The organism is Streptomyces sp. NPDC029466 (genome assembly GCF_055574515.1).
In genome coordinates this window covers 74,873-95,584 of record NZ_JBVHZH010000022.1, presented here as the reverse complement: position 1 = coordinate 95,584, position 20,712 = coordinate 74,873, and the positions used below count along the sequence as shown (strand labels likewise).

At 69.8% G+C, this 20,712-nt stretch carries 18 protein-coding genes; 11 read left to right on the top strand and 7 right to left on the bottom strand.

Annotated elements, in window-relative coordinates; all coding sequences use genetic code 11:
• Nucleotides 1–2: 2 nt before the first annotated feature.
• On the bottom strand, nt 3–746 hold the full coding sequence (locus tag ACZ4XD_RS18605; RefSeq protein WP_468043341.1) for an IPT/TIG domain-containing protein: 744 nt from the start codon (nt 744–746) through the stop codon (nt 3–5).
• Between the two features lie 124 nt (nt 747–870).
• On the bottom strand, nt 871–1,545 hold the full coding sequence (locus ACZ4XD_RS18600; RefSeq protein ID WP_468043339.1) for a hypothetical protein: 675 nt from the start codon (nt 1,543–1,545) through the stop codon (nt 871–873).
• A 453-nt stretch (nt 1,546–1,998) separates the two neighbouring features.
• Here ACZ4XD_RS18600 and ACZ4XD_RS18595 point away from each other — a divergent pair, with 453 nt between their 5' ends.
• Nucleotides 1,999–2,430, top strand: a complete 432-nt coding sequence (locus tag ACZ4XD_RS18595; protein ID WP_468043337.1) for a phosphatase domain-containing protein — start codon at nt 1,999–2,001, stop codon at nt 2,428–2,430.
• A gap of 37 nt (nt 2,431–2,467) precedes the next feature.
• On the opposite strand, the gene murJ is transcribed toward ACZ4XD_RS18595, so the two are convergent.
• Both murJ and ACZ4XD_RS18585 read right to left on the bottom strand, forming a co-directional pair.
• Nucleotides 2,468–4,318 (bottom strand): murein biosynthesis integral membrane protein MurJ, encoded by a 1,851-nt coding sequence (gene murJ / locus ACZ4XD_RS18590; RefSeq protein ID WP_468043335.1) that lies wholly within the window; start codon nt 4,316–4,318, stop codon nt 2,468–2,470.
• A 197-nt stretch (nt 4,319–4,515) separates the two neighbouring features.
• The gene (locus ACZ4XD_RS18585) at nt 4,516–5,595 is read right to left on the bottom strand and encodes a S1 family peptidase (protein WP_468043333.1); all 1,080 of its coding nucleotides are present in this window, start codon (nt 5,593–5,595) and stop codon (nt 4,516–4,518) included.
• 475 nt (nt 5,596–6,070) lie between these two features.
• On the opposite strand from ACZ4XD_RS18585, the gene ACZ4XD_RS18580 reads away from it, so the two are divergent.
• The 3 genes from ACZ4XD_RS18580 to ACZ4XD_RS18570 all read left to right on the top strand — a co-directional run bounded on the left by ACZ4XD_RS18580 (nt 6,071) and on the right by ACZ4XD_RS18570 (nt 9,901).
• The gene (locus ACZ4XD_RS18580; protein WP_468043331.1) at nt 6,071–7,234 is read left to right on the top strand and encodes an acyltransferase family protein; all 1,164 of its coding nucleotides are present in this window, start codon (nt 6,071–6,073) and stop codon (nt 7,232–7,234) included.
• 224 nt (nt 7,235–7,458) lie between these two features.
• Nucleotides 7,459–8,520, top strand: coding sequence for a class I SAM-dependent methyltransferase (locus ACZ4XD_RS18575; protein WP_468043329.1), 1,062 nt, complete (start codon nt 7,459–7,461; stop codon nt 8,518–8,520).
• A 133-nt stretch (nt 8,521–8,653) separates the two neighbouring features.
• Nucleotides 8,654–9,901 carry a glycosyltransferase gene (locus ACZ4XD_RS18570; protein WP_468043327.1) on the top strand — a complete coding sequence of 416 codons (1,248 nt, stop codon included), beginning with the start codon at nt 8,654–8,656 and terminating at the stop codon, nt 9,899–9,901.
• 243 nt (nt 9,902–10,144) lie between these two features.
• On the opposite strand, the gene ACZ4XD_RS18565 is transcribed toward ACZ4XD_RS18570, so the two are convergent.
• A complete protein-coding gene (locus tag ACZ4XD_RS18565) occupies nt 10,145–11,602 on the bottom strand; it encodes an NF041680 family putative transposase (RefSeq protein WP_468043325.1) in 1,458 nt (485 codons plus the stop codon).
• Between the two features lie 254 nt (nt 11,603–11,856).
• Nucleotides 11,857–12,771 carry an alpha/beta fold hydrolase gene (locus tag ACZ4XD_RS18560; RefSeq protein ID WP_468043323.1) on the bottom strand — a complete coding sequence of 305 codons (915 nt, stop codon included), beginning with the start codon at nt 12,769–12,771 and terminating at the stop codon, nt 11,857–11,859.
• Between the two features lie 119 nt (nt 12,772–12,890).
• Between ACZ4XD_RS18560 and ACZ4XD_RS18555 the strand changes: the two genes are divergently transcribed.
• The 3 genes from ACZ4XD_RS18555 to ACZ4XD_RS18545 all read left to right on the top strand — a co-directional run bounded on the left by ACZ4XD_RS18555 (nt 12,891) and on the right by ACZ4XD_RS18545 (nt 14,915).
• A complete protein-coding gene (locus tag ACZ4XD_RS18555; protein WP_468043321.1) occupies nt 12,891–13,499 on the top strand; it encodes a TetR/AcrR family transcriptional regulator in 609 nt (202 codons plus the stop codon).
• 119 nt (nt 13,500–13,618) lie between these two features.
• Nucleotides 13,619–14,383 carry an ankyrin repeat domain-containing protein gene (locus ACZ4XD_RS18550; protein WP_468043319.1) on the top strand — a complete coding sequence of 255 codons (765 nt, stop codon included), beginning with the start codon at nt 13,619–13,621 and terminating at the stop codon, nt 14,381–14,383.
• A gap of 253 nt (nt 14,384–14,636) precedes the next feature.
• Complete coding sequence (locus ACZ4XD_RS18545) at nt 14,637–14,915, top strand: hypothetical protein (protein ID WP_468043317.1); 279 nt, start codon at nt 14,637–14,639, stop codon at nt 14,913–14,915.
• 88 nt (nt 14,916–15,003) lie between these two features.
• Here the strand turns inward: ACZ4XD_RS18545 and ACZ4XD_RS18540 are convergent, their stop codons facing one another.
• The gene (locus ACZ4XD_RS18540) at nt 15,004–15,630 is read right to left on the bottom strand and encodes an alpha-ketoglutarate-dependent dioxygenase AlkB family protein (protein WP_468043315.1); all 627 of its coding nucleotides are present in this window, start codon (nt 15,628–15,630) and stop codon (nt 15,004–15,006) included.
• Between the two features lie 378 nt (nt 15,631–16,008).
• Between ACZ4XD_RS18540 and ACZ4XD_RS18535 the strand changes: the two genes are divergently transcribed.
• The 4 genes from ACZ4XD_RS18535 to ACZ4XD_RS18520 all read left to right on the top strand — a co-directional run bounded on the left by ACZ4XD_RS18535 (nt 16,009) and on the right by ACZ4XD_RS18520 (nt 20,698).
• Nucleotides 16,009–17,445 carry a GDSL-type esterase/lipase family protein gene (locus ACZ4XD_RS18535; protein WP_468043313.1) on the top strand — a complete coding sequence of 479 codons (1,437 nt, stop codon included), beginning with the start codon at nt 16,009–16,011 and terminating at the stop codon, nt 17,443–17,445.
• Entirely contained in the window at nt 17,438–18,856 is a 1,419-nt protein-coding gene (locus ACZ4XD_RS18530; protein WP_468043311.1) for a hypothetical protein, read from the top strand. The genes ACZ4XD_RS18535 and ACZ4XD_RS18530 overlap by 8 nt, the downstream gene beginning before the upstream one ends.
• A gap of 158 nt (nt 18,857–19,014) precedes the next feature.
• Nucleotides 19,015–19,809 carry an aminotransferase class IV gene (locus ACZ4XD_RS18525; protein WP_468043309.1) on the top strand — a complete coding sequence of 265 codons (795 nt, stop codon included), beginning with the start codon at nt 19,015–19,017 and terminating at the stop codon, nt 19,807–19,809.
• A 130-nt stretch (nt 19,810–19,939) separates the two neighbouring features.
• Nucleotides 19,940–20,698 carry an IclR family transcriptional regulator gene (locus ACZ4XD_RS18520; RefSeq protein ID WP_468043307.1) on the top strand — a complete coding sequence of 253 codons (759 nt, stop codon included), beginning with the start codon at nt 19,940–19,942 and terminating at the stop codon, nt 20,696–20,698.
• The last annotated feature ends 14 nt before the right edge of the window (nt 20,699–20,712 follow it).

Sequence of the window (20,712 nt, the reverse complement as noted above, 5' to 3'; positions counted from 1 at the left end):
GGTCAGATGCCGGGCCCGGCGACGTAGGTGAAGGCATCGGTCGCAGTGGCGGTGCCGCCGCTGGTGGTCACGGTGACATCCACGGCACCGGCAGTGCCGGGCGGGGTGACGACCGAGAGGCTGGTGTCGCTGAGGACGGAGAACGGCGCGAGGGTGCCGTCGAAGGCGACCGACTGGGTGGTGCTGAGGTTGGTGCCGGTGAGCGTCACGACCGTACCGCCGCTCGCCGAACCGGAGGTGGGGTTCAGACTGACGATCGTGGGCGCGTCGATGTAGGTGTACGACAGGCCGTTGTTGGTGCCGCCGGCGGTGGTGACCGAGACACCCACCGGTCCCGGCCCCACACCTGCCGGCACGGTGACGGTCAGCTGGCCGTCGTTGACCACGGTCGGGGTCGCGGTGACACCGCCGAACGACACCGATGTGGCGGTAGTCAGGCCGGTGCCGTTGATGGTGACGGTGTCACCGCCCGCGGTCACACCGCTCACCGGTGACAGGGAGGACTTGAACGGCGCGCCGACGTAGAAGAACTGCAGCGGGTTGCTGGTACCACCGGGGGTGGTCACCGTCACCGGTACGGTGCCCGTGCCGGAGGGCGATGTCACGGTGACCGAGGTGGCGGTGTTGGCGGTGATGGTGGCGTTCTTCGTGCCGAACTTCACGGCGGTGGCGCCACCGAGGTTGGTGCCGGTGATGACGACCGTGGTGCCGCCGCCGGTCGATCCCTGGTTGGGGGAGATGGGCATGGTGATGCTCCTTTGACGAGAGGTGTGAGAGGGGGTGCTGAACCGGGACCGGATGGCCGCGTGCGCCGTCGTCGGTCGAGGTGTTACGTGGTGGAGCAGTCGGCCGAGACCTCGGCCGGGACCGTCAGGTGCAGCCCATGACGCTGCCTGACGGGGCACAGTTGTCCGGGGTGTTGTCGCGCACCGACGTGCCCAGCAAGGTCACCCCGCCCGAGTTGACGTAGATGCCGCCCCCGCTGGAGGTGGCTTCGTTACCGGTGACGGAGCTGGTGGTCAGCGTGATGCTGCCGTTGTCGTTGTAGATGCCGCCCCCGGCGATGGCGGAGTTGCCGGTGACGGCACTGGAGAGCATCGAGACCGTGCCACCCAGGTTCGAGAGGCCGCCTCCCGGATACGGAGAGACCGCGCTGCCACCGCGGATGGTGAGACCCACCGCGCTCAACTGGCCCTTGGTGCCCGGCACGTTCGCGGCGCCCTCCACCTGAAGAATCCGGAAGGCCGGCGCACCAGGAGCGCGGGTGATGGTGACTCCCATACCCAGCAGGGTGATCGGGGTAGTGATCGGCGGCAGTCCCACCGCCCCGTGGGGCGAGGTCCCGTGAGCGCTGGTGATCTGGTAGGTGCAGAACGGAAAGAGGGCCAGGGTTTCCCCGCCGGCCGCGTTGGCCGAGTTGATCGCGTTCACCAGCGAGGTCTCGCTGCACAGGACCGGAACCTGGGCGTGTGCCTTGGTCGGAGCCGCGGCCATCGCCACGGTCAGTCCCAGGGTCAGCGCACAGATCCCGAGGAGGGATCGCAACGTGCGGACAGTTCGCATGACGCCCCCAGAAAGAGGTGACGTGAGCTACCGCACCAGTCGGTGCCCGCGACGGGGCACCGAGTGGTGAATGCACTTCCTCAAGCGTGGGAGGGCGCCTGCCGCGGATGCCAGGGCCGCATCGCCGCCTGCACTCTCAATCGGGCGTAAGGGCAGGCAAGTTGCCACTCCCCCGAGAGGAATGGGCAGCCCACCGGTTTGGAATGTGACCAGTTATCCATTGGGGTGAGCACAGCTGCAAGCGCCTTGACGCCCCCTCACTCGAATGGCAGAGCGCGCATCGAAGGCGCCGCAAAACCACCGGCGCTGCCGCGTGGCTCACCCCGGTCCTGACACACCGAGTGCGCACCGGCCGCCGGCTGCCGCCACGTGCGAACGGCACCAACTACCGCTGAATGACCCCTTCTTGATCGGCTGCCCCGATACGGTGTCCGGATGACCGCTACCTGGAACGCCGCCGACCCCGGAGTCCTGGAGCTCCCTTCCGGTCGTCTGATCCGAGGCCGGGGGCTCCGCCGACCGCTGCCGGAGGGTCCGGCGCCGGACTTCGCCGTCTATCTCCTCGGCAAGCAGCCACCCGAGGTCCCCTGGGAATCCCAGTGGCTGCGCTGGCCCGACTTCCGGCTGCCCAGCAGTCACACCGAGGCCCAAGCCGCGCTCCGTGCGGCCTGGGCGCGGGCCGACACCGAACGTGTCGAGGTCGCCTGCGGCGGGGGCCGTGGCCGGACCGGGACGGCGCTGGCCTGTCTCGCTGTGCTGGACGGCGTTCCGGCCGGCGAGGCAGTGGACTTCGTTCGCCGGAACTACGACCCCCGGGCCGTCGAAACCCCCTGGCAGAAGCGTTACGTCCGCCGCTTCGCCGACTGACGGCGCCGGCCCGTCGGCCGCCCCGCCCCACCCGCGTTCAGCGTCCGAGGCGTCCCCGGACCATGCCGACCATCGCGCTGAGCTCCGACACCCGCATCCAGTGCGCGAGGAGCACGAAGACACCGAGCAGGACACCCCCACCGACCAGCAGCGTCACGAGTGAGCCCAGGGCGTCGCTGCCGACGGCCCGGGTGAGCGCGTACGCCACACCACCGCCGGCGAGGGCCGCGGGGAAGGAAGCAGGGCAACGCCGGGCGGCGGGACGCAGCACACGAGAGCCGTCCAGATCGCCGCCCAGCCGCTTGCGCAGTCGGCGCCAGGCGGTGCCGACCCCGACCGCGTAGGCCAGACCGTAGGAGGCGGCCATTCCCGCGACGGCCCAGCGCGCCGGGAGGAGGACGAAGCACGCCCCGGACGCGGCGGCGTTCACCGCGGCGACGACGACGGTGTTGTAGAAGGGGGTCTTGGTGTCCTCGTAGGCGTAGAAGCCACGCAGCACGACGTACTGCACCGAGTAGGGAATGAGCCCCAGGCCGAAGGCCATGAGGTCGTAGCCGATGCCCCGGGCGCCGTCGGCATCGGAGCCGGCGTAGAGCAGCGTGGCCACCGGCATACCCAGCGCCAGGAAGGCGAACGCGCAGGGCACGATGGCGACGGCGGAGGTCCGCAGTCCGTGGGAGATGTCCTCGCGGATCGCGGTCACATTCTCCTCCTGGACCGCGCGGGACATCCGTGGCAGCACCGCGGTCATCACCGACACCGTGATGATGGCCTGCGGCATCTGCCACAGCAGCAGGGCGTAGTTGTAGGCGGTGATCCCGGCGCCGGAGTGCCCGGCCCGTTCGGCGAGTGAGCCGGCCTTGGTGGCGAGTTGTGTGACGACGGTCAGGCCGGCCTGGTTGACGAGTACGAAGAGCAGGGTCCATTTGGCCAGGCCCATGGCCCTGCCCAGTCCGTGCCCGCGGAAGTCGAAGCGCGGGCGGAGTCTGAACCGGGCGTCGCGCAGATACGGCAGCATCGCCAGCGCTTGTACGGCGAGGCCCAGGAGGGTGCCGAGGCCCAGCAGCCGCACCCCTTCGGGGGTGATGGTGGCGGGACTGACGCGGGAGTCGGTGAAGCCGCCGAAGGCCCAGATGAAGCCGCCGAAGGTGGCGATGATCAGGACGTTGTTGAGCACCGGGGTCCACATCATCGCGCCGAAGCGGCCCCGGGCGTTGAGGATCTGGCCGAGCACCACATGTGCGCCCATGAAGAACATGGTGGGCAGGCAGTACCGGGCGAAGGCCACCGTGACCGCCATCCGGCGCGGGTCGGCGGCGATATCCGGCGACATCATGTGCACCAGCAGCGGAGCCGCCAGCACACACAGGACCGTGACACTCCCCAGCACCACCATGACCAGGGTGATCAGACGGTTGGCGTACGCGTCACCGCCGTCGTCGTCCTGCTTCATGGCGCGCACGAGTTGCGGCACGAAGACCGCGTTCAGCGCCCCGCCACCGACCAGGATGTAGATCATCGTGGGCAGGACATTGGCGACCTGGTAAGAGTCGTTGAGGGTGCCGACGCCGATCGCCGCGGCCATGACGAGCGTACGGAGGAAGCCGGTGATGCGGGAGACGAAGGTGCCCGCCGCCATGACGGCGCTGGACTTCAGCAGACCCGAGGCGCCACTCCCCGACCGCTTCGGCTCGGGTATCGGCTCACCGGCCGGGGACGGGACCGGAACCCGCCGCTCACCCGGCGGGTTCGCCACCCCGCCGTCGTACGCCTCGCGAGACGGGTTCGCGTGGTGGTTCCCCAGGCGTGGCCGCAGCGGGACCGTGTCATCCGGCAGGACGTGGCCCCCCTGACCCCGGCCGTCGTTCTCCCGCTCCTGCGCATTCATCTCTGCCCCACCTCGTCCGCCCCCGGCCCGGCACCGGGCCCCGTCGTCACTCAACGGGACACTCTTTCACCCGTCGGCTGACGGTCCGACAGGTGACCTGGTCAAGGCAGCGACAGGGCCTGTCCGACGCTGATCCGCCGGACAGGCCCGGTGTCTTCAAAGACCGCGGGGTGAGCGGTCCCCGGCTTTTGTGGTGCTCAGCCGAGCTGCGCTCCGGTCTTTTCGAGGGCCTCGCGCACGGGCTGGTAGTACGTCACCCCACCCGCGGAGCAGTCGCCCCTGCCGCCCGAGGTCAGACCGAGGGCGGTGTCGCCCTCGAAGAGCGCTCCGCCGCTGTCCCCGGCCTCCGCGCAGAGGGTCGCCTGGATCAGACCGTCGACCGCGCCCTCCTGGTAGTTGGCGGTCACTTCGAGCGCGATGACGTCACCGTCGTGCACATGCGTGGAGCCGCCGCTGCGCCGCACCTTCTGGCCCACGATCGGATCGCCTGCCCGGGTGATGGACTGCATGCTGCCGTTGTAGAGATCCACCTGTCCGGGGTGCACGATGCCGGCGGCGGTGTACTTCACGATCCCGTAGTCGTCACCGGGGAAGGTGCCGGCCTCCGTCACCGCGATCTCCTCGCCGCCCTGTGTCGCGGACCAGCTCCGTACGGCGTTGGTGCAGTGCCCCGCGGTCAGGAAGTACGGCTGTCCGCCCCTGGTGACGTTGAAGCCGAGCGAGCAGCGTGCCCGGGTACCCCAGATGGCGTCACCGCCGGCGATCAGCGGCCGGAGGGTGCCCGTGGACTGTCTGAGGACGATGCGGTCACCGAGCGCGGCGGCGACCCGCTGGAGCTGCGCCAGCTTGGCGCCCCGGACCGTGCGGTCGGCGGTGATGACCACCTTGTTGATCCTGGGGTCCATCCCCCAGGAGGTGCCGGGGATGGTGGCCTGCCTCTTGAGGGTCGCGCGGGCGGCGTCCAGCGAGGCGAGTGAGTGCTTGACGACCCTGGCTTCGGCACCGGCCGCCCGCGCCTTGGCCGCGGCGGCCTCGGTGGTGACATTGACGATGAGTTTGCGGTGCTTGGCGTCGTAGTAGGCACCCGCGCCGTCGGCACCGAGGGTGGAGCTGATGCCCTTGGCGCGCTGTCCGGCGGCGGTGGCCGTCGGCGGATCGGGGGCCTTGGCGGGGGCGGCCTCGGCGGTCTTCAGGGTGAGTGTGGCGGCGGTCAGGGCCACCACCAGAGCGGCACCGGTGAGGACGGTGCGGGGCGTTGGTACGCGGGTGTGCTTCAACTCGGAACCTCTGGTGGCGGTTGGACCGGGCAAGGGGTCGGGCCCGGATGCGGTCGCGTGGTTTCCTTCCCCACCCTTGAGGGGCTGTCGGCACCGTTCCGCGGCCCGAGGGCGTGACATCGCGGCGCGGACGTATCTCTTCCTGGCCCCGCCGCGCCCCACACCCGCCCGGCCACAGGACCGCAGGAATCACCTGTACGGCGGCGGACCGGCGGCTTCACCAAATGCTGGACCGTACGAGTGAAATCGGGTCACCCACCCTATGCACGGGGCGTGCCCCAGTGGGTCAATCGTGCTATCCGCGCGACGGGCCGCCCATTCCTCCGCACGGGGCAAGGACCAGTCCTTCCATCCGATCCCGGGCGACCCACCGGCGCAGCCATACGTCAATGAGTGATGCCACGGGCCCGGGAGTTTCCCCCGCAGGAGGCCCCTCGTGCACCCTCTTTCCGGTCCGTCGTCCGAGTCAACCGGCATGGCGGGAGGTCCCCTTGCCGAGCACGGGGAGGCGACACCGCCGGGTGCGGACGGCGCGTCCGCCGTCCCCAAACGGTTGCCGTCGCTGACCGGTCTGCGCTTTGCCGCCGCGGTCGGGGTGCTCTATACGCACAGCCGGCTGATGATCGATCCACATCTCGCCGAGACCCTCGGGCCCGAAGTGTGGCTGGGCGGAAGCTCGGTATCGCTCTTCTTCATTCTCAGCGGCTATGTGCTGACGCACTCCGCCCGCCCGGACGACACCGCACGCGCCTTCTGGCGGCGGCGGGCCGCCAAAATTTTTCCCAATCACCTGCTCACCTGGTGTGTGGTGGTCACCGCGCTGGCCTGTGCCGGTACGGCGGCCGTCACCACGGGCTCCGGGATAGCGGCCGGTCTGGCCAGCCTCTTCCTGGTGCACACCTGGGTCCCCAGCCATGAATTCGTCTCCGCTGGCAACCCTGTTTCCTGGTCCCTCGCCGCCGAAATGTTCTTCTACTTCCTCTTCCCCGTACTGCTGCCCAGGGTCAAGCGGCTGTCGCCCCGTGGACTGCTGATCGGCGCGGTAACGGCGATCGCGCTCGTGTGGTCGCTGCCGTTGTTCCATGCGCTCGTGGTCAGCCCTGACAGCGCCTCGTTTTCCGAGTACTGGTTTCTGTACATGCTGCCGATCGTCCGGCTGCCCGAGTTCGTGCTCGGGATGATGGCGGCGCGGATCGCCTCATCGGGCCTCCGCATTCCGCGGATCGGTGTGCTGCCGGCCGCACTGGGTGTGATCAGCGCGGTCATCATGAACCCCGCGTTTCTTCCGCAGCGCTTCCTGTACGCGGCCTCGACCGTGGCGCCGCTCGTCATGCTGGTGTACGCGACCGCGGAGCTGGATCTGCGCGACCGGCCCTCGCTGCTGCGCAGCCGGCCCTGTGTGTTCCTCGGTGAGCTCTCCTACGCCATGTATCTCGTGCATTTCCTGGTGTTGGGGCTGCTGTACCTGGGGCTGCGGGACCACGGCTGGAGCAATCTCGGCGTGGTGCTGCTCGGCCTCCCCCTCGTTCTGCTGGCCTCATGGCTGTTGTACGCGGGGGTGGAGCGCCCCTGTGTGCGTCGCTTCTCCACACCACGTGCCCGTGCCCGGCACCGCACCCGTACGGCGGCGGCCTCGTGAGCGCCGGACGGTGCCCCGGCCGGCCGCAGCCGGACGGCCCGGCCCGCCCGTCGCGGTGCGCGCTCGGGGCGACGCACCGGCAGCCGGCCGCCCGTCCCGACCCGCCGCTCCGGCTCGGTCTGCTGGCCATACGGCCGAGGAAATCCAACCTCGCGTACCGCGTTCACCGCCCACACCGACAGCCGCGCCCACGCCACCAGGACTACAGCTGAAAGGGGCTCCCCGTGAGGAACAAGCGAAGCGAGCAGATCGCCGCCCACAGACCCCGCTACCAGGACGAGCTGGCGCACGGGCTGGACCGGTTCTTCGATCCGGAGCGCGCCACCTGCCCCTGGTGCACCTCTGCCCGCCTGCGCCGCCGTCTGTGCACCACCAACCATCCCCAGCGCAAGCCGGGGCACTTCGTACTCGACCAGTGCCGCAATTGCGGGCACGTATTCCAGAACCCCCGGCTCAGCGCGGACGGGCTGGATTTCTACTACCGCGACTGTTACGACGGCCTGGGCGAGACAACGATGGCGCGGATGGCCGCCTCGCCCCTCGCGGTCAGGCTCTACCGGGCCCGCGCGCGGGCGATGCTCCCGTTCAGCCGCCCCGCACGCTGGCTGGACGTGGGTACCGGCCACGGCCACTTCTGCGCCGAGGCCCGGAGAATCCACCCGCGTACCGAATTCCACGGGCTCGACTGGGGCGAAGGCGTCGAGATCGGCGTACGCAACGGCCGGATCACTCGTGCCTACCGGGGCTCCTTCGCCGGTCTGGCGGGTCAACTCAGCGCCCAGTACGACGTGGTGAGCATGTACCACTACCTGGAACACACTCTGGCGCCACGGCAGGAGCTGGCCGCCGCGCATACGGCGCTCCGGCGCGGCGGGCATCTCCTGATCGAGGTACCCGACCCCCAGTCCACCGCCGCCCGGTTACTCGGCCGCTGGTGGGGCCCCTGGCTGCAGCCACAGCATCTGCACCTCATCCCGCTGGACAACCTGTGCGGCGCACTGACCGAACAGGGCTTCACCGTGGTGGCCACCAACCGGCGGGAGCCGCACATCCCGACCGATCTCACGTCTGCGGCCGTGAACGTGCTCAACTGGGTGCTGCCGGGCGAAGATCTGCCGTGGCTGCCCAGGAAACCGGGCCCGGTCAGCCGCTGGGTCCGCAGGCTGGCCCTGCTGGCCGTCGCGCCGGCCCTACTCGTCCTCTTCGGAATCGACATCCTGCTCGCGCCGCTCACCCGGCGCACCCGTCTCTCCAACGCCTACCGGGTGATCGCCCGCCGGGACTGACCGCGGGCGCCCTGCACAACCGTGCAGGAAGACAAGCGTTTTCGGCTCCACGGGGCTGCGGCGGATAGCCCACCCGAGTGAAGCAGTACGTGGTCGGAATCGCCGGAACTCAGGGAACGGAACACTGCCGACTATGCACATCCTCATCGCTACCGCGGGGTCGCACGGCGACGTGGCTCCCTACACCGGCCTCGGTGCCCGGCTGCGGCAAGCCGGGCACCGGGTGGTGATGGCCACCCATGCGCGCTCGGCCGAGGCGGTCCGCCGCTGCGGCCTCGGTTTCCGCCCGCTTCCACTCGACCGGTACGCCACCGCCGGAGCGGATTCCCGGGAGGGAACCGGGCCGGGTAAGGGCGGGTCGGGAGCCGGCCTTTCCAAGGTCGAACAGATAAAGCTGGCCCGGGAATTGGCGCCGGAGATGGCCGACGCGGTGACGGATGCCTGTGCGGCCGGAGCCGAAGTCGTGCTGCTGTCCAGCGGTTTGGCGCCCTTGGGGCTCGTGGCGGCGGAGGGTCTGGGGCTGCCCAGCCTCGGTGTCTTTTTGCAACCCCTCGCACCCACCCGGGAGTTCCCGCCGGTCATCTTCGACATGCCGTCGATGGGGCCGTTCGCCAACCGGGCCGCGGCACGGTGCGCCGAGTCCCTGCTGACCCGGGCCTTCGCCCCTGGCGTGCGCCATCTGGAGCGCCGGCTGGGCGTGCCGCCGGCCGCCCTGGAACGGCGTCGGGCCACCTGGCCCGTCCAGCACGGCTTCAGCCCCGTGGTGGTTCCCCGGCCTGCCGACTGGCGGCGGGGGATGGAGGTGGCGGGCTACTGGTGGCCGTCGGAGAGCCCCGATTGGACGCCGGAGCCCCGGCTCGCGGACTTCCTGTCCGCCGGCCCGCCACCGGTGTTCGTGGGCTTCGGCAGTATGCAGCCCAGCGATCCGGAGCGACTGGGGCGGCTGGTGGCCCGGGCCCTGAAGCTCGCCGGGGTACGCGGTGTGGTGCAGGCGAGCTGGGCCGGCTTGGCGGTGGACGGGGACGATGTGCTGACCGTGGGCGAGGTGCCGCACTCCTGGTTGTTCCCGCGGATGGCGGCCGTCGTCCATCACGCGGGGGCCGGCACCACGGCGGCCGGTCTGCGCGCGGGGGTACCGGCGGTCCCGGTGCCGATGATGCTGGACCAGCCGTTCTGGGCGTCGCGTCTCACGGCGCTGAGGGTCAGCCCGGGGAAGGTGCCGTTCCGGCGACTGTCCACGGAAAACCTGGCGGAGGCGCTGCGGAAGGCCGTGCACGACCCCCGGTACCGTCATCGCGCCCGGCAGGTCTCGGCGTTGATCGGCGCGGAGGACGGGGCCGGCCGGGTCCTGACGGCCGTGGAGCAGCTGGCGGGGCGGTGACGGGGCGGCCGGGGCGCCGTGGCCTAGGGGGTGTCCGCAAAGTCCCGTCGTCCGCCCGGAGGGCGGGGCTCGCGGCGTCTGGTGCGTGCGCTCGCAAGGCGGAGGGTCGTCCTCGTAGTGGGTCTACGTGGACGATCCCGACAACACAGCATGGGGGTCCCCCCGCGCCGTTCAGGCGTGGGGGAGTGCGTGCCAGGCGTCGCGAGCCAGGCGGGACTTTGCGGACACCCCCTAGCTTGATCTTTAACCTGTGCGGCGGGGCCGTGAGGTGGTTGTCTTCTTCGTTTGCCGTTTCGCTGGCTGCGTTTTGCGTGGTGTGTGGACGTCGTGGCGTGGGGTGGGCCGGGTGTTCTTTCGGCCTGGTGGTCGTCCGGGGCCAGGGCGTGAGGGTTTCGGTGCTCTGGCCGGGCAGGCGGCCTTCGGGCGGATGTGCCGGAAGTCGCGGCGGACACGGGCTGGGGTGAGTCGGTCCGGGGAGCTTGGTTTTTCCCAGGGGTGACGCAGGTCGGCAGCCAGGGTGCGGGCGAGACGGAGTTGGGTGTAGGCGGCGAGGATCAGCCAGGTCCAGCGGTCCGCCGCCTCGGGGGTGCGGATCTTAGGACAGGTCCAGCCGAGGGTCTGCTTGAACAGGCGGAAGGTGTGCTCGATATCGAAACGTCGCAGGTATGCCTGCCAGAGGCGGTCGGTGTCGGCGGCGTGGGCATCGGTGCCTGACCACCACAGCCAGACCGGCTTCGGGGTTGCTCCGCTGGGCAGGTGGCCGATGTCCAGACGGATCACCGTCCCTTCCACGACAGGGAGGGTGCCGTCGGCTGCGGCCCAGGAGGACCGGTGGGTCAGCTTGGGATGGAGCCGGTCCCAGGAGCGGGCGGTGGCGGTGCCGTAGAGGCGCGTGTCGGTGACGGTTTCGGTGTCCGGGGTGCCCCAGGTGTCGGGTTGCCCGAAGACGAACTCGACTCCGTGCCGGGGTGGGCGGCCCAGGGTGTGCGGCAGCCGGGCCGGGACAGCCCTGCGCAGGACCCGGTCCGAGCGCATTCGGGCTAGCACTTGGACCGGCAGGTCCTTGAGCAGGAACGCAAGGCGGGGTGCGTCGTATCCGGCGTCCGCGATGATGAGGACGTGCGGGTCGCCCGTTCGCCATTGTCCCGCCGTGATCAATCGCTCCAGCAGCTCGCGCAGCTGCCGGGCGGTCACGGTTGCGGTGTCGTCCCCGGGGGCCAGGCGCAGTGCGTCCAATGGTGCCGTCCACGAGCTGCGGCCTGGCTCAAGGGCGCAGACGATCGAGTACGGCCAGCCGGGAACAGGGATGTGCTGGTCCTTGCCCCGGCCGTAGGTGTGACACAAGATCCGCTGTGGTGAGGTGTGGGCGTCGGGCCGCAGCCAGCAGGTGACGTCGACGGCCAGGACCAGCTGGCCGTCGGCAGCCCGGGGCAGTGGCGCTTCGGCCAGTACCCGCCGCAGCCGGACCGCATCCACCCGGCCGTGGGCCACAGCGGCGTAGAGCCCGCCATGTCCGCGGCGGTGTTCGCCCACCAGCGACAGCTCGGCCAGCGACCTCACCGGTCCGTCACCGCACAGAACAGCATCAGCCAGCTCGAACAAAGCATCCGAACGAGCCGTGAGACAGGAATAGAACTCGCCCCGGAAGCATGACAGTTCCGCCAACGGATCTCGCCGGGCATCGCGATGCAGCAGACTCATCCTCACGGCCTTCGTACTGGGCGTGTGTGTTCCTTGGTCGGAGCACATGTTCAGACGAAGGCCGCTTCCGTGTACGGCGGTTACCGAACCGAGTGATCAAGTTCGACGCACCATTCGACGCCGGACGTTAAAGATCAAGCTAGGTCTTGAGGAGGGGCGGAGCGGCCGCCCGATGGGACGCCGGGCCGGTCGGCCGGGGCGGACGGCAAGGAGCCCGCCGTCCCGCTGCATCGCCAACCGGACCGGGATTCCCCTCAGTTGATGTCGTCCATAAAGGTCAACATACGGATGTTGACCTGGTCCGCGTGGTCGATCTGCGGCCCGTGACCGGTGTCGGCGATGATCTCGACGCGGGCGCCGGGCACCAGACGCGGGACGCGTTCCCGCTGCCGTTCCGGGTGCACCATCAGGCTGCGCTTCCCCAGCAGCACGTACAACGGGGTGCGGATACTTCGCAGTTCGGCCTCGGTGAGCGGGAGCGGAGCCGGGCGGCGGATGCGGTAGGCGCGGACGCCCAGCCGCACCATGGTCCGCAGTTCCGGCACCACCAAGACCGGCTGTTCGAGCCAGGCGGCGAGGCGCGGACGCATCGCCTTCGGCGCGAAGGTGGCCAGCAGGCTGAGGAAGACCCAGCTGAAGAACCGGACCCCCACCTTCTCCAGGCCGCCCGGGTCCAGCAGGGTGACGGAGGCCAGCCGGCCGGGCCGGTGCAGCGCCTGGTTCAGTGCGAGCCATCCGCCGTAGGAGGACCCGACGAGGTGGACTTGGTCGAGCCCGAGGCCGTCGAGCGTCTCGTCCAGCCACTGAGCGGCACGTTCGGGCTGATGGATGGGCGCGCGCTGCACGCTGCGGCCCGGATCGCCGACGGTGTCCACCGCGTAGACCGGGCGCTCTGCGCTCAGCGCGGCGACGTTCGGATACCACATCGACGAGTTGCCCCCGGCACCGTGCACCAGCACCACGGGGGTCCGGCCGGCGGCACCGGGGTCGGCCGGCCCGAACCGGTAGACATGTGTGCTCCCGAAACGGGTCGCTACCGTCAACTCCCCCTGCGGGGCCGGTCCCAGCGCATAGACCGCGTCGCATGCGGCGAAGTACCGGTCCCGCAGCGCCTCGTTCGCATAGCGGCCGACCGCGGGATCACGGTCGCGCGTCTTGGTTTCAGGCATGGCAGGCCCCCTCCGGACATCAGGTTTAGTGGTACCACCGTATCACCAAGCTGATACAGCGGTACCATGAAACGGTCTCACCGGCCGGACGGAACGAACTGAGCGGAGGGCGGCGGCTGATGCCGAAGCGGGTGGACCACGAGGAGCGGCGCGCGCAGATCGCCGAGGCGCTGGTACGGGTGGCCGGGCGGCGCGGACTGCACGCCACCGGGATGCGCGAGGTGGCCGCCGAGGCGGGGGTGTCCCTGCGGCTGGTGCAGTACTACTTCGAGACCAAGGAAAAGCTGCTGCTCCATGGCCTCCAGTGGCTGACCACCCGACTCAGCAGTCGCATCGCCGACCGGGTCCGGGCCGCCGGGGACGCGCCGGGGCCGCGCGCGGTGATCGAGGCCGTCCTCCTCGAAGCGCTGCCCACGGACGAGGAGAGCCGGACCTTCCACCTCGTCCACACCGCCTACGCCGTCCTGGCGGTGACGGACGAGGCACTGGCCGCGCAGCCGTTCATCGACGCCCCCAACGCCGCCGAGGACGCACTGGGCGACCAGCTGGAACGGGCACGCGAGGCCGGTCTCACCCCACCCGGCCTGGAGGTACGCACCGAGGCCATCAGCCTGCTCGCCCTGTCGGCCGGCCTCGGCACCAGCGTCCTGGTCGGCCAGCGCACCCCGGAGGCCGCCACGGTGATCCTCCGCCACCACCTGGACCGGCTCTTCCCGAACGGGAGCTGAACCCACGGCACGCCGCGCCCCGCCCCGCCTTGCCGTCGCCGGATGCGCCACGGCCACGGCGGCCCCCGGCGGGACGTCGTACGCTGCGCCGGACCGGCTCCCCCGAGGAAGGACCCTGTATGACCGAGGCGTTGACCGCACAACTCATCTCCGCCATCTACGAGGACCAGGCGGGCACCGTGGCGGCGCTCCTGCGGCAGGGTGCCTCCCCGTCCGCGCCGGCCACCGACGGGGAGACGCCGTTGTACCTGGCTGCCGTCTCGGGGCAGGCGGAAATGGTGCGACTGCTGCTCGAAGCCGGAGCCACCCCCGATACGGAGAGCAGGGGAGAGCCGGGAAGCGAGGGGCTGCCGCTGTGTGCGGCGGCCTGCTGGGGCCACGAGGAGGTGGTGGGCGCACTGCTCGCCCACGGCGCCGATCCCAACCTCAGGGAGGATGACGGCACTTCCTACACCCCCTTGATGTGGGCGGCCACCAATGGCCACCACCGGACCGCTCAGCTCCTGCTGGAAGGCCAGGCGGATCCGGACGCGAGCCACGGCGACCGGACCCCGTTGATGCTGGCGGCCGAGCGGGGATCGATCGCGGTCGTACGGGCCCTGTTGCGCCATGGCGCCAGCCCGCAACTCACCGACGCCCAGGGCCGAACGGCGTGGCACATGGCCCATGAGCAAAGCGGCAAGGACACCGAGAGCGAGCTGCGCCGGAAAGCGGGCGCGTCCCCGGACAGCCGCTGCGAGGTCCGCCGCAGCCCCCGCCCCGAGGGCACCGAATTGGTCGAACTCATCGTCCGCGCACCGGACGGAACGCACGCCGCCGAGTACCACCGGGAGACGGGGCACGCCGCCATCGTGACGCTGCTGGAGGAGAACGCGACGGAGTGAGGCGAGCCGGCCCGGGGGCGCACAAAATTCCCGCCACGCCCCGGTCGATGTTTTCGAGATCGGCCACCATCCTGCGATTTCCCGCCCATCGACCACATTCATAGGATTTCTGCTTTTCTCCGGCTTCTGTCTGCATTGTGCAAAACCATGGGCGTTGGCGGGATGGAGTGAGCGCCACAGGTGCATGGTCATTCCTGCCCGGCCAACGGCGGGGCGGTCACCATCACGGCAATGCAGAAAGGCATGATCCGCAATGATTGACGGGTTCAAGCGCGCCCTCGCTCTCGGCGCCGCCACCGTGGCCCTCGCCGGAGGCGCGGCCTTCTCCTCGGTGGGGGCCGCCTCGGCCACGCCGTCGCACCACGGCGACCACTACGCCACGAAGCATGTCGACCGGGGCCGGTGTCATGTGATTCGCGGACACTGGGTCCGGGTCTGGCACCCGGCCTGGCGCGACCGGCACGGCCACCGCCACCCGGGCCACTGGACGCGGACGTGGCACCGCGGCCACCTGGTGTGTCACAGACACTGATCGCGGCGCCCCCAGCAGTTCCCGGGCCCCCGAGCCGATCACCGGCTCGGGGGCCCTCTGCCATGACGCGGGAACCTCGTCCCGGCGTTCAGCGCACGCCGTGCGGCCGGAACTGGATGCTGATCCGCGGCCCGGCCCCTCGGGCGGTCTTGGGGATCGCATGCTCCCAGGTCCGCTGGCAGGAGCCGCCCATCACGAGCAGATCGCCATGCCCGAGCGGGTGCCGTATCGAGCCGCCGCCGCGCCGCGGTCGCAGCAGCAGATCGCGCGGCGCGCCTACGGACAGGATCGCGACCATCGTGTCCTCCTGTCTGCCGCGGCCGATCCGGTCGCCGTGCCAGGCCACGCTGTCGTGGCCGTCCCGGTAATAGCAGAGGCCGGCCGTGGTGAACGGTTCGCCGAGCTCGGCGGCGTAGTGGACGGAGAGGGTTTCCCTCGCCTCATCCAGGACGGGGTGCGGCAGGGCATCCTCGGCCTGGTAGAAGGCAAGCAGTCGCGGTACGTCCACCACCTGCTCATACATTCGCCGGCGCTCGGCCTGCCAGGGAACCTCCGCGGCGAGCTGCTCGAACAGGGCGTCGGCGCCGCTCAGCCAACCGGGCAGCAGGTCGATCCAGGCACCGTCGCCGAGCTCGGACCGATGTATCCCGCGCAGCGGACCGAGCCGGACCTCGTCGGTCTGATCGAAGAGCGAGCCCTGAAGATGCCTGGCCATGCCGTCAGGGTACGCCCTTAATCGAATGCGTGTTCTGGTGAGGCGGGGCGAGCGGGAACAGGGGGCTGGGGCTCACGGGATCCGGAGCAGCGCGGGGCCGAGGTCCGGTACCTCCCGCCCGGGGTCGGCGGCCGAGGTTCCGCCTCTCGCTCCTCCGTACGAGGGAAACGGCGTCCGCGAAACGTTTTCCCTCACACTTTCGTGCGTCCTGATTCTTCTCCGGGTGAGAGGATGCGTCGCCGAAGGGCTGGGCCGGTGCCACGGGTATGCCCTCCCCGGCACCACGTCACCCCGTGGAATTCCCTACGGCGCGGGCTCCGGCATGAGCGCCGCAACACCTGACGCAGCCGTGGGAACCCAGGGAAGGGAACCTGCCCCATGACATCTCCCACTCAATGGACCCGATTAACTCCCCGTTTCGGCAAACAACTTGACGCCCCCATACGGCAGTCCGCGTCATCGAATCGCAGCCGGTCACGTGCGACCAGGCTGCTGGCCCTGGCTGCGGGGTGCGCCGTCTTCACCTGGCCTCTGGTGCCCGCCGCCTCCCCGGCCGCGGGGACACAGCGCGCCGCCGCCGGCACAGCGGCGGCACTTCCATGGACCACCTACGCGGTCTCCCTCGGGGACAGTTTCATCTCCGGCGAGGGAGGCCGCTGGCAGGGCAACATCTCCCTGCGCGAGGACGAGACCACGGATATGTACGGCACCGACCGCGCGGCCCTTGGCTGCCACCACGACGGGACGAGGTGCACCAAGAACGACCCCGCGAAGGTCTATGTGGAGTCCTACCGCAATCCCGTCACCGGAAAGTTCAACGGGTGCCACCGCTCCGACGCGTCGGAAATCGAATCCGCGAGGTTTTGGCATACCAAGAACTTCGCCTGCTCGGGCGCCACGACCGAGAATGTCCGCCTGGACGGCACCGACTTCAAAGGGGAGGACCCACAGCTCAATCAGCTCAGAGAATTCCTCAACGACCACAAGGTGAAGCTCGTCCAGCTCTCGATCGGCGGGAACGACCTGCAGTTCTCCAAAATCATCAGGGACTGCGCGGCGAACTTCATGGCACCCAGGGTCACCAAGCCCTGCCAGACCACCTGGAACCGGAAGCTCCCCGGCCTGCTCGACGGCCTCGGGGAGCGGGTGGACCGGGTCATCGAAGACATTCAGAAGGTCCTGCGCAGCCGTCACCAGAGCGGCGCCCAGATCGCCGTGCAGACCTACCCCTCCCCGATCCCGCCGGGCAACGGCTACCGCTATCCGGAAACGTACCGGGACAGGTATCTCACCGGCGGCTGCCCCTTCTACAACGCGGATTCCGCCTGGGCGCGCGATGCGCTTGTCGACCCTCTCGCGGACCGGCTGAAGAGCGTCGCGGCAACCCGGGAGGTGCATTTCCTGGACCTGCGTGAGACGTTCGCGCACCGCGAAGTCTGTGCCCAGGGCCCCCGTCAGGCGCATCAGGGCGAAAGCCTGCACCACCCCCTTCCCGCGGAAGAGGCGGAATGGGTGCGTTTCCTGGGAACCGGCCTCTATTACTCCCAGGGGCAGACGGAAGAGGCATTCCACCCCAACTACTACGGACAACGCGCGCTCGGCAACTGCCTCGAACGGTTCCACAAGAAGGTGGCGGACAGCGACCGGCCCCAGGAATGGGCCTGCGAGAACACCCCCGGAAAGGACTTCACACATATGCGGCTGGAGGCCGTACCCGGCCCGAGGTCACCGGCCAACAGGCCTCCTGACACAGCACTCTCCCCGGTGTCATCGGGGACGGCCGACAACGGAAGGACCGGAGAGAACCATGACTGACAGCCCGGCACTCAACAAGGACCACTTGATGGCGCTGACCATCTACAACCAGCTCTTCGCCGCACTGACCGGCACCTCGCCGGGGGCCGGCGGCTCCCGTCTGCAACCGGCGTTCCAGGCCGACCAGACGTATCTGACGCTCGAACCGGCCGGACGGTTCGTCGACCCGAAGGACTACGCGCGGCCCTGGACGCCGGGCAATATGAAGGGCAGTACCAGCGCTGCGGTCAATCTGGCCCGACTCGCCAACGAGATCCACCTGACGAACCCGGTCACCACCCGGTCGACGGACAAGGTGTCGGACGTGTACGGCACCATCCTGCGCGCCAACGTCAATGAACCCGAACCTTCCCAAGAGATCAAGGAAAAGCACGAGGCGGCGTTCAGGGTTCTCTACCGGACGGTCAAGGTCACGGATGAGGACACCGGCGAGGTCACCGAAAAGACCGTCCCCTCCGTCGCGTACCGCGAGTACCGGAAGCTCGAACAGGCCTACCAGGCAGCCCTCTCCGCCTATCAGGGGGCCTATTTGGAGGCCCAAAAGACGCCGGAGGGCGCGGAGACCTGGCCGCTGATCGCCCCCACCCAGCGGATGCCCGTCACCGCGGCCTGGGACGACTGGCGCGGGGCGGACGCCAACACCATCGAGAGCGCCCTCGCGGTCGTCAACACCACCGAGAACAAAGCGGTGGCCATCGCCTTCAACCAGGCCAACGAACTGTTCTCGTCGTATGCGACCAGCCTCCAGGGGCCCTCGTCCGCGGTGACCTACCGCAGCACCGTCATCCCCAGCGGCTGGGTGTCGGCGGAGGAGGCGGAGGACTGGCCGACCGTGACCATCTCCGCCGGCACGACGGTGGAGAACGACAGCAAGGAAGCATACGACTACGCGGTCAACGGCAATTACGGCCTCGGCTTCTGGGGCTTCAATGTCGGCGGCAGCGGCGAAGGGAGGGAAGAGCGGGAGCGGTCCGACGAGGCGACGAGGGATCTGGAGGTCTCCTTCAAATACTGCCTCTGCACCATTTCGCGCCCCTGGCTCGACGGCACGCTCTTCCGGGCCCCGTACTGGAGCGTCTCGGGCTGGCCGCGCCACCAGGTATCCGACGGGACCCGCGCCCAGGAGGGCACCTCGCTCCCCATGCTGCCCACGGCCTTTCTGTGCGTACGGGACGTGAAAATCACGGCGAAGTGGGGCCGTAAGGACATCGAGAACGCCCAACGGGCCAGCAAATCCAGCGCGGACGTCGGATGGGGACCGTTCAAGATGGGCGGCTTCCACTCCAGCGACAGCGCCAGGAGCCACCACCTGCGCGCACAGTGGGACGGCCGGACGCTGACCCAGCCCGGCCTCCAGATCATCGGCTGGGTGCACACCATCGTTCCTGCCTGCCCGCCCGAACAAGGCTGACCCGGACGGTGCGTGCCCACCCGGCTGCGGACGGGCACGCACCGCGCCACCGTGGTGGCCGGTCCGGCGCCGCGCGACCCCGGCGTCGTCGCGGGCCGCCCCTCCCACCACTTGAGACGGGTGCCCTCACCACCCGACCGGCACCTAACATGTTGATCATGACCGATTCGTCCGCACCCCGCATAGAGATCAACGGCCGTGGCACCGAGGCCGATCCGTTGCTGTTCGAGATGCTGAGCGGCCAGGGACATTTCACGGCCATGCAGGTCAGGGGAGGCCGGGTCCGCGGGCTGGATCTCCATCTGCGGCGGCTGGACGAGGCCACCCGTGAGCTCTTCGGTGTGGAGCTGGACGGCGAGCTGGTCCGTGGCAGGATCCGTCACGCGCTGCCTGAACGGAGCCAGGACGCTGCGGTCCGGGTCTACGTCTACCACCCCGAGCCCGGCGACGGGCCCGTCACGGTCGTGACCGTCCGTCCCCCGGTGCCCGAGCCCGAGGCCGAGGCAGCGAAGCGGCTGCGCAGTGTGGCGTACCAGCGGCCCGCGGCCCATCTCAAGCATCTCGGCGGCTTCGGGCAGCGGTACCACCTGGACCGGGTGCGGCAGGAGGGGTACGACGAGGCGCTTCTGGCGGCGCCGGACGGTGCGGTGGCCGAGGGCGCGACCACCAACATCGGCTTCGTCGAGGGCGCGACGGTCGTCTGGCCCGACGCGCCTGCCCTCCAGGGCACCACCATGCTGGTGCTCCGACGGGAACTGGACCGGGCCGGGATTTCCTGGACACAACGGCCGGTCCACACCGACGACCTGGCCTCCTTCGACGGGGCGTTCATCTCCAACTCCCAAGGAGTGGCCGCCGTCTCGGCGATCGACGACACCCGCTATCCGGCGGATACGGAGCTGGTGCGTACGGTGCGGAGCCTGTACGGAGCCGCCGCCTGGGACGAGATCTGATCACCGCCACCGAGGCGCCTGCTGCCCTCCTGCTCGCCGTGTGCGCTCCGGCGCATACCGTCCGCAAGCGAGGGTGAGCTTCGGCCGGACGACCCTTGCCCGCGTGGGGCGCCAGGAGCAGGCTGAACGTATGGGCAACGGAGAGGGCCCCACCCTCATCACCTCCGTCCAGCGAGCCTTCCGGCTGATGGAAGCGGTCGGCGCGCACGAAGGTGGTGCGCCGGCGAAGCAGCTGGCTCGGGAGACGGGGCTGCCCCTGGCCACCACGTACCACCTGCTGCGCACGCTGGCGCACGACGGATACATCCGGAAGCTGGACGACGGCGGTTTCGTCCTGGGCGAGAAGCTGACCACGCTGCATGCCGGCGGACGGGGCCAGGCGCTGCTGAGCCGGGTGCGCCCGGCGCTCGCGGCGCTGCGCGACGAACTCTCGGCCGCCGCCTACCTGACCTTCTACGAGGACGGCGAGATCCGGGTCGCCGAGATCGTCGACGGCCCACGAGCGCCGAGGGTGGACCTCTGGGTGGGCTTCGAGGACGCCGGGCACGCCACGGCGCTGGGCAAATGCGTACTGCGCGAGCTGGACGACGAGACCCGCGACGACTATCTCGCACGGCATCCCCTTGTGGATCTCACCCCGCGCACCATCACCGGCCGCGCCGAACTCCTCCGACGGCTCGGCACGACACCCCTGACACCGGCGGTGACGGACATGGAGGAGTACGCCCTCGGGACGTTCTGTGTCGCGGTACCGGTGTACAGCGGTGACACGCTCGGCTCCCTCGGCGTCTCCCTCCGGGCGGACCGGATCGCCCGCATCGACGAGATCCGGGACCGGCTGCTTCCGACCGCGGACCGCGTGACCAGGGGACTGTCGCTCACTATCTGAAATTCCGGTCCTTG